Annotated in this window: 8 protein-coding genes and 1 tRNA gene; 5 read left to right on the top strand and 4 right to left on the bottom strand. The window is 72.0% G+C overall.

What is annotated here, in order from left to right; all coding sequences use genetic code 11:
* Positions 1-308: 308 nt before the first annotated feature.
* Entirely contained in the window at positions 309-545 is a 237-nt protein-coding gene (locus VMR06_RS17470; protein WP_325378764.1) for a hypothetical protein, read from the bottom strand.
* Positions 546-663: 118 nt separating this feature from the next.
* Here VMR06_RS17470 and VMR06_RS17465 point away from each other — a divergent pair.
* From VMR06_RS17465 to VMR06_RS17445, 5 genes are all read left to right on the top strand, one after another.
* A tRNA-Arg gene (locus VMR06_RS17465) sits at positions 664-740 on the top strand.
* A 171-nt stretch (positions 741-911) separates the two neighbouring features.
* A complete protein-coding gene (locus tag VMR06_RS17460; protein ID WP_325378762.1) occupies positions 912-1,748 on the top strand; it encodes a cyanophycinase in 837 nt (278 codons plus the stop codon).
* 144 nt (positions 1,749-1,892) lie between these two features.
* On the top strand, positions 1,893-4,679 hold the full coding sequence (cphA, locus tag VMR06_RS17455) for a cyanophycin synthetase (protein WP_325378760.1): 2,787 nt from the start codon (positions 1,893-1,895) through the stop codon (positions 4,677-4,679).
* 3 nt (positions 4,680-4,682) lie between these two features.
* Positions 4,683-6,455, top strand: a complete 1,773-nt coding sequence (locus tag VMR06_RS17450; protein WP_325378758.1) for a Mur ligase family protein — start codon at positions 4,683-4,685, stop codon at positions 6,453-6,455.
* Between the two features lie 109 nt (positions 6,456-6,564).
* Positions 6,565-8,097, top strand: a complete 1,533-nt coding sequence (locus VMR06_RS17445) for an aldehyde dehydrogenase family protein (RefSeq protein ID WP_325378756.1) — start codon at positions 6,565-6,567, stop codon at positions 8,095-8,097.
* A 255-nt stretch (positions 8,098-8,352) separates the two neighbouring features.
* Here VMR06_RS17445 and VMR06_RS17440 read toward each other — a convergent pair whose 3' ends face one another.
* The 3 genes from VMR06_RS17440 to VMR06_RS17430 form a co-directional block, all read right to left on the bottom strand.
* Positions 8,353-9,825 carry a hypothetical protein gene (locus VMR06_RS17440; protein WP_325378754.1) on the bottom strand — a complete coding sequence of 491 codons (1,473 nt, stop codon included), beginning with the start codon at positions 9,823-9,825 and terminating at the stop codon, positions 8,353-8,355.
* Between the two features lie 41 nt (positions 9,826-9,866).
* A complete protein-coding gene (locus tag VMR06_RS17435) occupies positions 9,867-11,393 on the bottom strand; it encodes a right-handed parallel beta-helix repeat-containing protein (RefSeq protein ID WP_325378752.1) in 1,527 nt (508 codons plus the stop codon).
* A gap of 79 nt (positions 11,394-11,472) precedes the next feature.
* A complete protein-coding gene (locus VMR06_RS17430; RefSeq protein WP_325378750.1) occupies positions 11,473-14,262 on the bottom strand; it encodes a serine/threonine-protein kinase in 2,790 nt (929 codons plus the stop codon).

Below are 14,262 nucleotides of genomic sequence, written 5' to 3'. Positions count from 1 at the left end.
AGTCCGCATGCCGACCGCCCTGCGAACCGATCGGGTCTTTCGTCGTCGCGAACAGCCGAGCGGACGGGCCGAGCCGCCGTTGCACGGCTCGGACCCGTCGTCCGGCGGATTCCTTTCCGGCAGGTGTTGAACGAGGCCCCACCAAGGCCACACCCGCCTTCCGGCGCTCGGCTCTTCGCTGTTAAGACGAAGACCTTCGTACTTGATCCGTGCGATCACCCCTGACGGGGATCGGCCGACGTGCGTCGCACGTCTCGCCGGATGCGTCCGATGCGGGGGATTAACCTCGCCCGAACGATATACGAATCTCATCGTAATGAACGCTTGTCAAGTGTCCGCCGGCACGCGGCCGCGCCGTTGCGCGCTCCGCAATCGCGTTCGCGCAGCCGTTGCACCGCATCAAACAGCGGACGGTGGCGCATTTGCGCGAGGCCGAGGCGCGAAGCGGTTGCAGACGCCTCGATGCACGCGCTGGACGCGGGCTGCACATCGTCCAGCCGGATGCGTCCCGATTCGGACAGGAAAAACGCCGACGGCGCGATCACGCAGCGCGGCCGGCGCGACCGCCGACCCGCATCGCCTCACGTCCCTCGGACGTCCCGGTCCGGGCCGCGGCCGGCGGCGGGCATCGATCGCGGCGATTGCCGTATGATCCGGCCCGACGGCCCCGTAGCTCAGTTGGATAGAGCGCGCCCCTCCTAAGGGCGAGGTCACAGGTTCGACTCCTGTCGGGGTCGCCATGTCGCCGGTCGGCACGCGTGCCGATCGGCGGCCGGCGGCGATCCGTCGCGACGGACGCCGCCGGCACGGGGGCTCGGTGGGGGCTGGACAGGTGCGCATCGGCGCGCCGGCGCGCATGGCGCCCGGCACGCGCCGTGCGCGGCGCATGACCTCCATAGCGGGAGCAATCGATGAGTCCGAGCAAGGTGATGGCCGGCGAAGAACGAGGCTGGATCGTGCCGATCGGCGGGGCCGAGGAGAAGGAGAGCAGTCCGCGCATCCTCGAGCGCTTCGTGCGTGTATGCGGCGGCAGCGATGCGGACATCGTCGTGATCCCGACCGCCAGCCGCCAGGCCGACACCGGCGCACGCTACGAGAAGATCTTCCGCGAGCTCGGCGCCGAGCGCGTCGACGCGCTGGACTTCGGGCACCGCGACGACGGCAAGCGCGACGACCGGCTGCGCCGCATCGAACGCGCCAGCGGCATCTTCTTCACCGGCGGCAACCAGCTGCGCATCTCGACGATCCTCGGCGGCACGCCGGCCGCCAAGCTGATCCGCTCCCGCAATGCCAGCGGCATCACCGTCGGCGGCACCAGTGCCGGGGCCAGCATCCTCAGCGAGCACATGATCGCGTTCGGCGACGAGGGCTCCTCGCCGAAGGCCGGCAGCGTGCGGCTGGCACCCGGGCTCGGGCTGACCAATCGCTTCGTGATCGACCAGCACTTCCGCCAGCGCGACCGGCTCGGCCGCCTGGTCACGGCGCTGGCGTTCAACCCGTTCGCGGTCGGCATCGGCCTGGACGAGGACACGGCCGCGTTCATCGGGCCGGACAACACGCTGGAGGTCGAGGGCACCGGCGCGGTCACGGTCGTCGATGCCGACGGCGTGCAGTTCTCGTCGATGGCCCAGGTCGAGGAGGGCCAGCCGGTCTGCCTGCTCGGCCTGACCGTCCACATCCTGACCGCCGGCGCCACCTTCAACCTGCATACGCGCAAGGCCTCGGCCGGCACGCTGGCCAAGAGCTGAGCGCCAGGCTTGCGCCTCGCGCTGCCTCGACCCGATCCGTCAACCCGAACCAACCGAACCGATCCATCGAAGAAGACCCGTCGCACAAGACTCGTCGGACCGGACTCGTCGAAGCCGGCTCCGACCCCACCGCCAGAGGTCCCCATGCGCATTCTCGATCGCTCCGTCTACGTCGGTCCCTCGCTGTACGCACACTTCCCGGTGATCCGCCTGGAGCTGGACCTGGGCCCGCTGGAGGCCTGGCCGACCGGCCGCCTGGGGCCGGCCTTCGTCGACGGACTGGTCGCGGCGCTGCCGACGCTGGCCGAGCACGGCTGCTCGTACCGCGAACCGGGCGGCTTCCTGCGGCGCATGCGCGAGGGCGAAGGCACCTGGCTCGGCCACGTGCTCGAGCATGTGGCGATCGAACTGCAGAACGTGGCCGGCGAACAGGTCACGTTCGGCAAGACGCGCAGCGTCGGTGACGACCGGCCCGGCGTCTACACGGTCGTCTACGAGTACGCGCAGCGCGAGGAAGGCATCGCCGCCGGCGAGCTGGCGATGAAGCTGATCGCCTCGCTGCTGCCGGCCGAGCTGCGCCCGTCCGGCAGCGTGCCGGCGGACTGGACCTTCGACGAGGCGCGCGACGAGTTCATCCGCTACGCGCAGCGCCGCGCGCTCGGCCCGTCGACCGCCTCGATCGTGCGCGCGGCCGAGGAGCGCGGCATCCCGTGGCTGCGCATGAACGACCAGTCGCTGATCCAGCTCGGCCACGGCCGCTACCAGCAGCGCATCCAGGCCACCGTCACCGGCCGCACGCCGCACATCGCGGTGGAGCTGGCCAGCGACAAGGAGGAAACCAACAAGATCCTGTCCTCGCTGGGCCTGCCGGTGCCGCGCCAGGAGCTGGTGCAGACCGAGGCCGGCGCGCTGCGCGCGGCGCGCAAGCTCGGCGGCGCGGTCGTGACCAAGCCGTACAACGGCAACCACGGCCGCGGCATCACGATCGACATCGCCGGCGACGAGGAGATCGCCGCCGGTTTCGCGGCGGCGCGCGAGCATTCGCGCTCGGTCATCGTCGAGACCTACGTGCACGGCGACGACCACCGCCTGCTGGTCGTCAACGGCGAGCTGGTCGCGGCGACCCGGCGCACGCCCGGCCACGTCGTCGGCGACGGCCGCCACACCGTCGCCGAGCTGGTCGAGATCGTCAACCAGGATCCGCGCCGCGGCGTCGGCCACGAGAAGGTGCTGACCAAGCTCAGCCTCGACGCACAGGCCGAGCAGATGCTCGCGCGCGCCGGCCACGTCGCCTCCAGCGTGCCGGCCGACGGCGAGGTGGTGTACCTGCGCTCGACCGCGAACCTGTCGACCGGCGGCACCGCGACCGACGTTACCGACATCATCCATCCGGACAACCGCGCGATGGCCGAGCGTGCGGTGCGCGCGATCGGCCTGGACGTCGGCGGCGTCGACTTCATCTCGCCGAACATCGCCGAGAGCTACAAGTCGGTCGGCGGCGCGATCTGCGAGGTCAACGCCGCGCCGGGCTTCCGCATGCACGTCAGCCCCAGCGACGGCACGCCACGCGACGTCGCCGGCCCGGTCGTCGATCTGCTGTTCCCGCCCGGCACGCCCTCGCGCGTGCCGATCGCCGCGGTCACCGGCACCAACGGCAAGACCACGACCGCGCGCATGCTCGCGCACATCGCCAAGATGGCCGGCTACACGCCGGGCCTGACCACGACCGACGGCGTCTACATCGACGGCCAGCGCACGGTCGAGGGCGACATGACCGGACCGGTCTCGGCGCGCATGGTGCTGGCCGATCCGCAGATCGACCTGGCCGTGCTCGAGACCGCGCGCGGCGGCCTGCTGCGCGCCGGCATGGGCGTGCCCGAGGTCGACGTGGCCGCCGTGCTCAACGTGCAGTCGGACCATCTGGGCCTGAAGGGGATCGACACGCTCGAGCAGCTGGCCGAGGTCAAGCGCATCGTGGTCGAGGTCGCGCGCGACTGCGCCGTGCTCAACGCCGACGATCCGAACGTGCTCAAGATGTCCGGCTACACCGACGCCAAGGTCATCTGCTACGTGACGATGAACCCCTCCCATCCGCTGGTGCGCGAGCACGTGCGCGCCGGCGGCCGCGCCTGCGCGCTGGAGGCCGGCGTCAACGGCCACATGATCACGCTCTACGACAAGAGCAGCCACATCCCGCTGATGTGGACGCATCTGATCCCGGCGACGCTGGAAGGCCGCGCGCTGCACAACGTGCAGAACGCGATGTTCGCCGCGGCGCTGGCGTTCTCGCTCGGCATCAAGCTCGACGCGATCCGGCAGGGCCTGCGCACGTTCGACACCACGTTCTTCCAGGCGCCCGGCCGCATGAACGTGTTCAACGAGCATCCGTTCAAGGTGCTGATGGACTACGGCCACAACGCGCACGCGGTCGGCGTGATGGCCGACCTCGCCCAGCGCCTGGACGTGACCGGCCGGCGCATCGTCGTGCTGGCCGGTCCCGGCGACCGCCGCGACGACGACCTGCGTGCGATCGCCGACGCCGTCGCCGGCCGCTTCGACCGCTATGTCGTGCGTCGCGACGACGGCCTGCGCGGACGCGACGGCGACGAGGTACCGCGGATCATCGCCGCGGCCCTGCGCGAGCGCGGCGTGCCGAGCGAGGCGATCGACGTGATCCCCGACGAGCAGCAGGCGGTCGACCACGCGCTGCGCGGCGGCCGCCCCGGCGACCTGGTGCTGATCTTCGCCGACGCGCTGACGCGCACCTGGAAGCAGATCACCAAGTTCCGCCCCGAGGGCGCCCCGCCGGCGGCCGAGCGCGGCGAACCGGTGCTGCTGGCGACGCCGGCCGAGGAGGCGATCACGGTCGACATGGAGGGCCTGGTCCGCGACGAGCGCGGCATCCGCTTCGCGCGCGAGAGCGACGACTGACGCATGCGCGAAGCGTTCGAGGACTCGCGCCGGCTGACCGGCATCAATCCGTACTTCGCGCGGCCCGGGGCGGTCCTCGAGGCCGCGCCGGGGCTGGCCGTCGACGCCGACCGGATCGCGCGCTGGGAATCGGGCGTCGCTGCCGCGCGCAACGCGCTCGGCTGGCCGGCGGGACCGACGTTCGCGCGCGCGCATGCAAGCGGCGCGACGCTCGCGTTCGCGGCGCCGCCGGACCAGCTCTACGCGGCGACCGAGGTCAACGAATGGGCCTGGGAGGCCGCGCTCGGCGAGGCCACGGCGGCATTCGCGCAGCGCCTGGCGCCCGGCCATGCCGCGGCATGGGACCGCGACGGCGCGCTGGCGACGCTGCGCGCGCTGGCCGCGGCCGAGGCGCAGCCGGCGCTGACCGCCCTGCTCGACGCGGCGGCCGCCCGTGCGCTGCCGGCGCTGCTCGACGATCAGGTGCTGACGCTCGGCGAGGGCAGCGGCGCGCGCAGCTGGCCGCGCGAGGCGCTGCCGGCGCCGGCCGAGGTGCCGTGGGCGCGGCTGCATGCGATTCCGGTGGCCCTGGTCACCGGCTCCAACGGCAAGACCACGACCACGCGGCTGACCGCCGCGATGCTGGACGCGCACGGCCTGGTCTGCGGCTACAGCTCGACCGATGGCGTCGTCGTGGCCGGCCGGACGCTCGAGGACGGCGACTATTCGGGCCCCGGCGGCGCCCGCGCGGTGCTGCGCGACGGCCGCGTACAGGCGGCCGTGCTCGAGACCGCGCGCGGCGGCATCCTGCGCCGCGGCCTGGCCGTGACCGGCGTGCAGGCGGCCCTGGTCACCAACGTCAGCGCCGATCATTTCGGCGAGTACGGCATCCACGATCTGGACGATCTGACCGGGGTCAAGCTGGTCGTCGGCCAGGCGCTGGCCGATGACGGCGTGCTCGTGCTGAACGCCGACGACACGCGCCTGCGTGCGCACGCCCAGCCGCCGGCGCGGCGCCTGGGCTGGTTCGCGCTCGACGCCGACCAGCCGCTGCTGGCGCAGGCGCGCGCGGCCGGACGGCCGGTCTGCGGCGCGCGCGACGGACGGCTGATGCTCGGCCTCGACGGCGCCGAGCACGACCTGGGCGAGATCGCCGCGATGCCGCTCAGCGTCGGCGGCCGCGCCCGCTACAACATCGCCAACCTGGCCGGCGCGGCGGTGCTGGCCGCGGTGCTCGGCGTCGCACCGGCGACGATCGGCGCGGTGCTGGGCCGCTTCGGCCGCCGCAACGCCGACAACCTCGGCCGGCTGATGCGCTGGTCGCTCGGCGGCGCCTCGGTCTGGCTCGACTACGCGCACAATCCGGCCGGCCTGGAAGGCCTGATCGGCATCGCGCGCGGCGTGGACGGCCCGCGCGGCCGGCTCGCGCTGGTGCTCGGCCAGGCCGGCAACCGCGAGGACGCCGACATCCGCGCGCTGGCGGCGACCGCGGCGCGATTCGCGCCGGACCTGGTCGTGCTCAAGGACATCGAGAGCCATCTGCGCGGCCGCGCCAGCGGCGAGATCGCGGCGATCCTCGGCGACGAACTGCAGCGCCGCGGCGTGCCGGCAGCGGCGCTGCAGACCTGCCTGGACGAGGTCGAGGCGGTGCGCACGGTGCTGCGCTGGGCGCATGCCGGCGACAGCCTGGTGCTGCCGGTGCACGATGCGAGCGCGCGCGCGGCTGCGGTCGACCTGCTCGACCGCCTGGCTGACCTGGCCTGGCAGCCCGGCCAGCCGCTGCCCGAGGCCGGCTGAGACGCCGCCGCCGCGGTTGCGTGCCGGGGCGGCCGGACCCATTTGCTAGAATCGCCGATCTTTGCGCGCCGCTCCTCGGCGCGATCCGCCCCTATTCGCAGGAGTTTCCATGTCCGCTGACATTCTCGAGGCGCTCGGCCTCGGCGCCCTCAATTCCGGTACCTACCTGGGCCAGGGCGAGTGGTCCGAGAGCACCGACGCCGGCACGCTGAGCTCGGTCAATCCGACCACCGACACCGTGATCGCCAAGGTCCATGCGAGCAGCGCCGCCGACTACGAGACCGTCATCGCGCGTGCGCAGGCCGCATTCAAGGTCTGGCGCACCACGCCGGCGCCGCGCCGCGGCGAGGCGGTGCGGCTGTGCGGCGAGGCGCTGCGCGCGCACAAGGACGCGCTCGGCTCGCTGGTCGCGCTGGAGATGGGCAAGAGCAAGCCCGAGGGCGACGGCGAAGTGCAGGAGATGATCGACATCGCCGATTTCGCGGTCGGCCAGAGCCGCATGCTGTACGGCTATACGATGCACTCCGAGCGCCCCGGCCACCGCATGTACGAGCAGTACCATCCGCTCGGCCTGGTCGGCATCATCAGCGCGTTCAACTTCCCGGTCGCGGTCTGGGCCTGGAACGCGTTCCTCGCCGCGGTCTGCGGCGACACCTGCATCTGGAAGCCGTCGAACAAGACGCCGCTGACCGCGATCGCCTCGATGCGCATCTGCAACGAGGCGCTCCGGGCCGGCGGCTTCCCGGACCTGTTCTTCCTGATCAACGACGCCGGCACCGAACTGGCCGAGCGCTTCGTCGACGACACCCGCATCCCGCTGATCAGCTTCACCGGATCGACCCAGGTCGGCCGCCGCGTCGGCGAGCGCGTCGCGCGCCGCATGGGCCGCAGCCTGCTCGAGCTCGGCGGCAACAACGCGATCATCCTCGACGAGAGCGCGGACCTGAAGCTGGCGATCCCCGGCATCGTGTTCGGCGCGGTCGGCACCGCCGGCCAGCGCTGCACGACGACGCGGCGCCTGCTCGTGCACGCCTCGATCTACGACACCGTGCTCGCCTCGCTGGTCAAGGCGTACCGGCAGGTCGAGGGCAAGATCGGCGATCCGACCGATCCGGCCAATCTGATGGGCCCGCTGAACAGCCGCGGCGCGGTCGAGGCGTTCCTGGCCTCGATCGAGAAGGCCAAGGCGGCCGGCGGCACCGTCGTGACCGGCGGCACCGCGATCGACCGTCCCGGCCACTTCGTGCTGCCGGCGATCGTGACCGGCCTGAAGAACAGCGACGAGGTGGTCCAGCACGAGACCTTCGCGCCGATCCTCTACGTCATGAAGTACGAGACGATCGACGAAGCGATCGAGATGCAGAACGGCGTGCCGCAGGGCCTGTCCTCGTCGATCTTCACGCAGAACCTCAAGGTCGCCGAGCAGTTCCTGTCGGCGGCGGGCTCCGACTGCGGCATCGCCAACGTCAACATCGGCACCTCCGGCGCCGAGATCGGCGGCGCGTTCGGCGGCGAGAAGGACACCGGCGGCGGCCGCGAGTCCGGCTCGGACGCGTGGAAGGTCTACATGCGCCGCCAGACCAACACGATCAACTACTCCGACGCATTGCCGCTGGCGCAGGGCATCAAGTTCGACCTGTAGGCGATGGCGCTGGCACGCGGGCGGCCGGCAAGGCATCGCCGCGCCGATCGTCCGCGGCCGATGCGGCAAGGCCGGGCCGGCCCGCACCGCTCCGCCCGACCTGCGGGACGCCCGCTGAGCGCAGCGGCGCACGCGCGGCGACCCGATCGATGCGCCTCGCGCAGGGGTCGCCGCCGCGCCGGAACGGCTCCGGGCGCGGTGCGCGCAGACCGCGCCGCAGCCGGCAGGGCCGCGGTGCATCCGGAGTCCGCGCGATCACGGGTCGGCGTCGAACCCGTCCGCCAGCAGCGTATCGGGAGCGCCGGCGCAGTCGCGATACCACGGCGTCGTCCCGGTGACCGTATCCCAGAGCAGCGAGGGCTGCGGCTCGAGTGCATTCGGGCACAGGCCGCTCAGGCCCGGATCCAGGAAGCTCGGCGGCACCGGCGGTGCGCCGCTCAGGCGGTTGTAGGCGACGTCGAACTCGACCAGGCCTATCCGCGCGATCACGGGTATTTCCCCGGTCAGGTAATTGTGGCTGGCACTGAAGAACGACAGGGCATGCAGTCCGTCGAAGCTCGGCAGCGGACCGGTCAGGCGATTGCGGTCCAGCCGCAGCTCGCCCAGCTGCGCCATGCCGGTGAACGAGGGAATCGTGCCGGTCAGACGATTGTTCGAGACATTGAAGTAGATCAGCGCGGTCAGCCCGGCGATCGGCGGAATGCGGCCTTCGAAGGCATTGTCGTTGCCGTGGAAGTACTCGACGGCCGGCAGCGCGGAGAAATCGGGCAGCGGTCCCTCGAAATGGTTGCCGGCCACATCGATGCCGCGCAGGCGCGGACAGGCAGTCAACCCGGCGACGCCGCCCGTAAGACGATTGCGGGCGAGATTGAGGGCCTGCAGGTTCGGCGCGCCAGCCAGCGAGGGCAGCGTCCCCTCGATCAGGTTGTCGGCAGCGCTGAAACCGGTCAGCGCCGCGAGCCCGTCGAACGAACCGCCAAGGGCGGTCAGTCGATTCTGGCTGAAGTCGACCTCGAGCAATGACGCAAGGCCCGCGATCACCGGCGCGCTGCCCTCGAGCTGGTTGCGCGCCACGTTGAACAGCTCCAGGCTGCCGAGCCCGGTCAGCGCCGGAATCGTACCGGTCAGCGCATTGCCCGACACGTCGTAGTTGCGCAGTGCCGGCAGCACGCCGAACGCCGGAAGGGTGCCGGTGAGGGCATTGTTGCGGACCCGGAACGTGTGCAGATGGACGAACCCGCCCAGCGCCGGCAGCGAACCGGTCATGCCGGGACTGTGGTTGACGACGTACATCGGATGCTGGCTCAGATCGAGCAGCTCCAGTTGCGCCATGCCCGCCAGCGACGGAAACGTGCCGCTGAAGAAGTTCGCGCCCAGGTTCAGCACGCGCAGGTCCGGCAGCGCCGACAGCGGCGGCAGCGTGCCGTACATCCAGTTGTCGTACAGCTCGAGGCCGACGATGGTGGACTGGTCCGGCGAGCAGACCACGCCGTACCAGCTGCACTCGGTGCCGGCCGGGCCGTTCCAGCCGGCATCGCTGTCCCAGTACTGTCCGTACATCTGGACGTGGAAATTCAGCAGGAACTGCCGCTGCGAAGCCGGTATCGCCGCGTGCACGGCGGCGCTGGCGCACATCGACAGCGCCAGCGCGAGTGCGCGCACGATGCGCCCGCTCGGATTGCTGGGTGAAGACCGCTCGTTCCGGTCCGGGTATCTGATCGTGTTCATCCGCTTGACCTCATCTGCGATGTTCATGGCGTAGCGCGGCCTCATTCGAACCCGTCGGCGAAGATCGTCTCGCCGTCCGACGGCGACTCGAACGCCCCGATGTCCGGCGCCGGTCCGGCGGCCCGCGGATGACCGGCGCCGCGCTGGTCGAACGCCAGGTTCAGCGCATTGCTGCCGGCGTCGCGTGCCGGACTGCCGGCCAGCAGCGCATGCGTCGGCGACAGCCCGCCGTTGTCCGCGAGCGGTGCCAGCAGCGGATCGCCGGCGAGCGTGCCGGCCGGCACCGGCAGGTTCGAGTCGCCGATCAGGTTCTGCGCGCCGACCACGGCGAATGCCTTCGGCGGGGGGCTGCCGAAGGTGTCGACGAACAGATCCGCGGCGCCCTTCTCGGTCGTGTTCGCCGCGATGATCGAGCTGCTGATCTTCGGCGGGTAGGACTGGTCATAGAGCGCGAACAGCCCCAGACGCGGCATGATGCCGCCCGCCCCCAGCACCGCCTCGTTGAAGACCACCGTGCTGTTGTCGATGCGGATGCCGCTGAACAGCACCCAGATGCCGCCGCCCTGGCTGCTGGCGGTATTGCCGGAAACGGTGCTGTTGACGAGGCTGAGGGCGTCTTCGCTGAAGCCGGCCTCGTTGAGCGAGATCCCGCCGCCGCTGGAGGCCTGGTTGCCGGCGACCGTGCAGCCGCTCAGCGTGAGCGGGCCCGACGTGTGGATGCCGCCGCCCATGCCCTGCACGGTCGTGAAGCCCGGTCCGGCCAGATACGGCGCGCCGAGGGCCACGTTGTCGTGGATGAAGCTGTCGTCGATCGTCGACGGCGCGGTACCGACGAAGATGCCGCCGCCCAGGGCTTCGCCCTGCACCGCCCGCGCCGTGCTGTGGCTAACGCGCGAGCGCTCCATTTGCAGCCCGTCGTCCACGGCCAGCGCGCCGCCGTGCACCCAGCTCTGCTCGGCGTCGGACGCCCGGGCCGTGCACTGCTCGACCACCGTGTCGGCGATGACTGCCTGGTGGGCGCTGATGCAGCCGCCGTAGGCGCGGTCCACGGCATCGACCAGGCAGCCGCTGACGCTGCTCTCGAGCAGTTCGAGGCGGCCCGTGCTGAAGACGCAGCCGCCGCGCAGCGGATCCCCGGCGCTCTTGCCGACGACCGTGCCGCCGCGGATCGTCAGGCCGCGGATCGCCAGCGTCCCCTTCCCCTCATGGGCGAGAACGCGATCCAGTCCGCCGGCGTCGAGCGTCAGCCGATCGGCGCCCGGGCCGATCAGGGTCAGATCGTCCACGCCGACCGCCAACGCGCCGCCGCTCAGCAGGATGGTGTCGCAGTCCAGCGCGCTCAGGTCGAGGGTGTCGGCGTTGCCGGCCGCGGCGAGCGCCGCCCGCAGGCTGCCGGCACCGTCGTCACCGCAATGCGTGACCGCCGGCGGCGCACCGGCCGGTGCCGGCGGCCGAGCGGTCCGGGGGGCCTGTGCGGCGGCCGGCGCGGCCGCCAGCACGCAGGCAAGTGCCGTGAAGAGCGCCCGGCGCGGCGGCGTGCGGTGCGGTGAATGGTTGGGTCGACGCATGGCTTTCCTCGATGGCTTGTGAACGGTGCACGTCCAATCCAACGGAGTCCGGCGGCCGAATCTGACATTGCACCTGCAATCAGTGAAAACCCGGCAATGCGACGAACGCGGCGGCATCGACGCCCTCGGGCGCCCGCATCGCCGCGGCGAGCCGGTCGGCCCGGCGCACCGCCGGCGCCGCGTCGGTCCCGAGCGCCTGCGCCAGCGCGTCGCGACGCGCCGCGAACTGCTCGGCCCAGTCCGGCTGCGGAGCGATCAGCGCCTGAGCCCACAACCGATGCAGCTGGCTGCGCAGCGTCGACGGCGACTGCGGACCGGTCGCAGCGGCGAACCCGGCCGCCGCCTCGGCGAAACGATCGAGCGCGAGCATCGGATCGCCGTCCGCCAGCGCGCACCGTCCCAGTCCGTCGAGCATCTCGGCCGCGACCCAGCTCGGCGTGCTGCCGATCAGTGCGCGCAGTTCCTGCAATCCATGCGCGAACGCGGCTGCCGCCGCGCCGCTCCGGCGGTCCGCCAGCAGCACCTCGCCACGCATCGCGGCCACCCGCGGCACCAGCAGGCGCAACCCGTAAGGATGCGCATCGACGATCGCCTCGGCCCGCCGCACCCGGTCGAGCGCCGCGTCGGTCCGGCCCTGGTCGAGCGCGAGCCGCGCGGACAGCAGCTCGGCCAGGAGCGCATGGCGCTGATCCAGCGAAAGCGCCCGCGCGTCGGCGATGCCCGCATCGTCCATCAGCGCGATGGCGGCGGCGGTCTCTCCGCGAACGGCGTGCCGCAGCGCCAGTCGGCGTCGCACGGCCCTCAGAATGACCGGCCCGTCGACCGCGTAGAACATCTCCGCCTTGGCCTGCAGCGGCACCAGCAGGGCGTGGGCCGCGTCGAATCGACCCTGGGCGAGCAGGTCCGATGCCAGGTTGAGCTCGATGATGCCGCGATCGGCCTGCCGGGCGTCCGGCCGGTCGTCCAGGCGCGCCCGTGCGCGCTCGAGCAGGCGTACCGCAGCGCTGGCATCGCCTTCGTCGCTGAGGAGCAGGGCGAGCTGATTGAGCGGCTCGGCCAGATCGCCCGCCGCCACCTCGCCGGCGGACTCGAGCATGGCGATCGAGGCCTGCAGATCCTCGGCACAGCCGCCGAACTGCTCTTCGGCGCAGCGGGCGGCGCCACGGAACTTCAGCATCACGCCTTCCCAGCGCCCGCCTGGATCGACCGTGCGCGCGAACGACAGCGCGTGCTCGGCGCCCTCGCGCAGCGCGGCGGAACGGTCGAGCATCTGCAGCGCATCGAACAGCACGCGCGAACCGGTCAGGTAGTCCTCCGGCCGTCGCGCGCGCAAGGGTTCCAGTGCATCGACCGCCTGACGCGCCACCGGCAGCGCCGCTTCGGGCATGAACAAGGCATTGAACGTGTCGGCGATCTGCGTGTTGAGCAGGGCGCGCGTCGGCGGATCGAGATCGTCGCGTGCGGACAATGCGGCGGCGGCCCGTTGCAGCATCTGCGCCGAGGCCGCGGTGCCGGCGTTCTGCGGATCGGCCTGGCGGAAGACGTCGTTCATGAAGCCGAGCAGCACCTCGGCGCGCCGGCGCTGATCCTCGGCGACCTGACGTTGACGCTCGGCCACCTCGCGCTGCTCGCGTTCGTTCTGGGCACGCTGCACGGCCAGCACGCTGCTGGCCAGCACGCCGGCGCCCAACGCGGCGATCAGCGCCGCGGCGGCGGCATGGCGGACCACCAGCTTGCGCGCCCGGTAGAGGAACGAGCCGCGCTGCGCGGCGACCGGCAAGCCCCGATCCCAGCGCTCGAGGTCCTCGGCGAACGATTGCGCGGTCGCGTAGCGCTCGCGCGGATCCGCCGCGGCGGCCTTGGCGACGATCCGCTCCAGATCGCCGCGCAGCTGGCGCCGCAGACGCTCCGGACCGCTGCTGCGCGCGCGCGCCACGCGCAGCTGGGCGGCCGGATCCTCGGCGGCCAACGCGGCCAGCGCCCGTTCCATCCGCGGCAGGACGGCATCGGCGCGCCGCGCCCGGAAGGCCGCCACCCCTGCCAGCAGTTCGTACAACACCAGCCCGAGCTGGTAGACGTCGCTGACGGTGGTCGCCGCCTCGCCGCGCATGCGCTCGGGTGCGGCATAGGCTGGCGTCAGCGCCAGGGCCAGCGTCTGCGTCTGCTGCGGCTCGGTGACGTCGAGCAGCTTGGCGATGCCGAAATCGAGCAGCTTGGGCGTACCCTCGCGGTCGACCAGGATGTTCGACGGCTTGATGTCGCGATGCAGGACCAGATTGCGATGCGCGAACTGCACGGCGTTGCAGACCTGCACGAACAGCCGCACGCGCGCCCGCACGTCCAGGCCGCGATGATCGCACCAGGCCGTGATCGGCTCTCCGTCGACGTAGTCCATCGCGAACCAGGACCGGCCGGCCCGCGCGAATCCGGCATCGACCAGGCCGGCGATGTTCGGATGGTCGAGGCGGGCCAGGATGTGGCATTCGCGCCGGGTCCGCTCGGCCGGTACGCCCAGGTCGCCGCGCACCATCTTCAGCGCGACCCGGCGCCGGATGTCGTCGGTGCGCTCGGCCAGATAGACCTCGCCCATGCCGCCCAGGCCGAGCAGGTGCAGCAATCGGAAGCGCTCGCCGATCACGCTGCCGGCCAATGCACCGGCCGCCGGCCTGGTCGCGGCGGCAGCGCGTTCGGCCTCCTCCTCGGCCAGGGCCTCGGCCTCGCGCAGCACCCAGCGCAATCGCTCGGCAAGCGTCGCGTCGGCGGCGGCGATCTCGGCCAGCAGAGGTTCGCGCGCGTCTGCCGCGCAGTCGAACAGCTGCCGGGTCAGCTCCCGCTCGTGCAGCCGGCGGCGGCGTTCCGGCAGCTCCAC

The organism is Dokdonella sp. (assembly GCF_035511235.1).
Taxonomy (GTDB): Bacteria; Pseudomonadota; Gammaproteobacteria; order Xanthomonadales; family Rhodanobacteraceae; genus Dokdonella.
The sequence above is the reverse complement of the archived record's forward strand: the minus strand, read 5'-3'. Positions and strand labels throughout refer to the sequence as shown.

Bases quoted from the DNA above. Each gene is read 5' to 3' on its own strand.
- VMR06_RS17445 (WP_325378756.1), top strand. From the start codon at position 6,565: ATGTCCGCTGACATTCTCGAGGCGCTCGGCCTCGGCGCCCTCAATTCC.
- VMR06_RS17440 (WP_325378754.1), bottom strand. From the start codon at position 9,825: ATGAACACGATCAGATACCCGGACCGGAACGAGCGGTCTTCACCCAGC.
- VMR06_RS17450 (WP_325378758.1), top strand. From the start codon at position 4,683: ATGCGCGAAGCGTTCGAGGACTCGCGCCGGCTGACCGGCATCAATCCG.
- VMR06_RS17460 (WP_325378762.1), top strand. From the start codon at position 912: ATGAGTCCGAGCAAGGTGATGGCCGGCGAAGAACGAGGCTGGATCGTG.
- VMR06_RS17435 (WP_325378752.1), bottom strand. From the start codon at position 11,393: ATGCGTCGACCCAACCATTCACCGCACCGCACGCCGCCGCGCCGGGCG.
- cphA (WP_325378760.1), top strand. From the start codon at position 1,893: ATGCGCATTCTCGATCGCTCCGTCTACGTCGGTCCCTCGCTGTACGCA.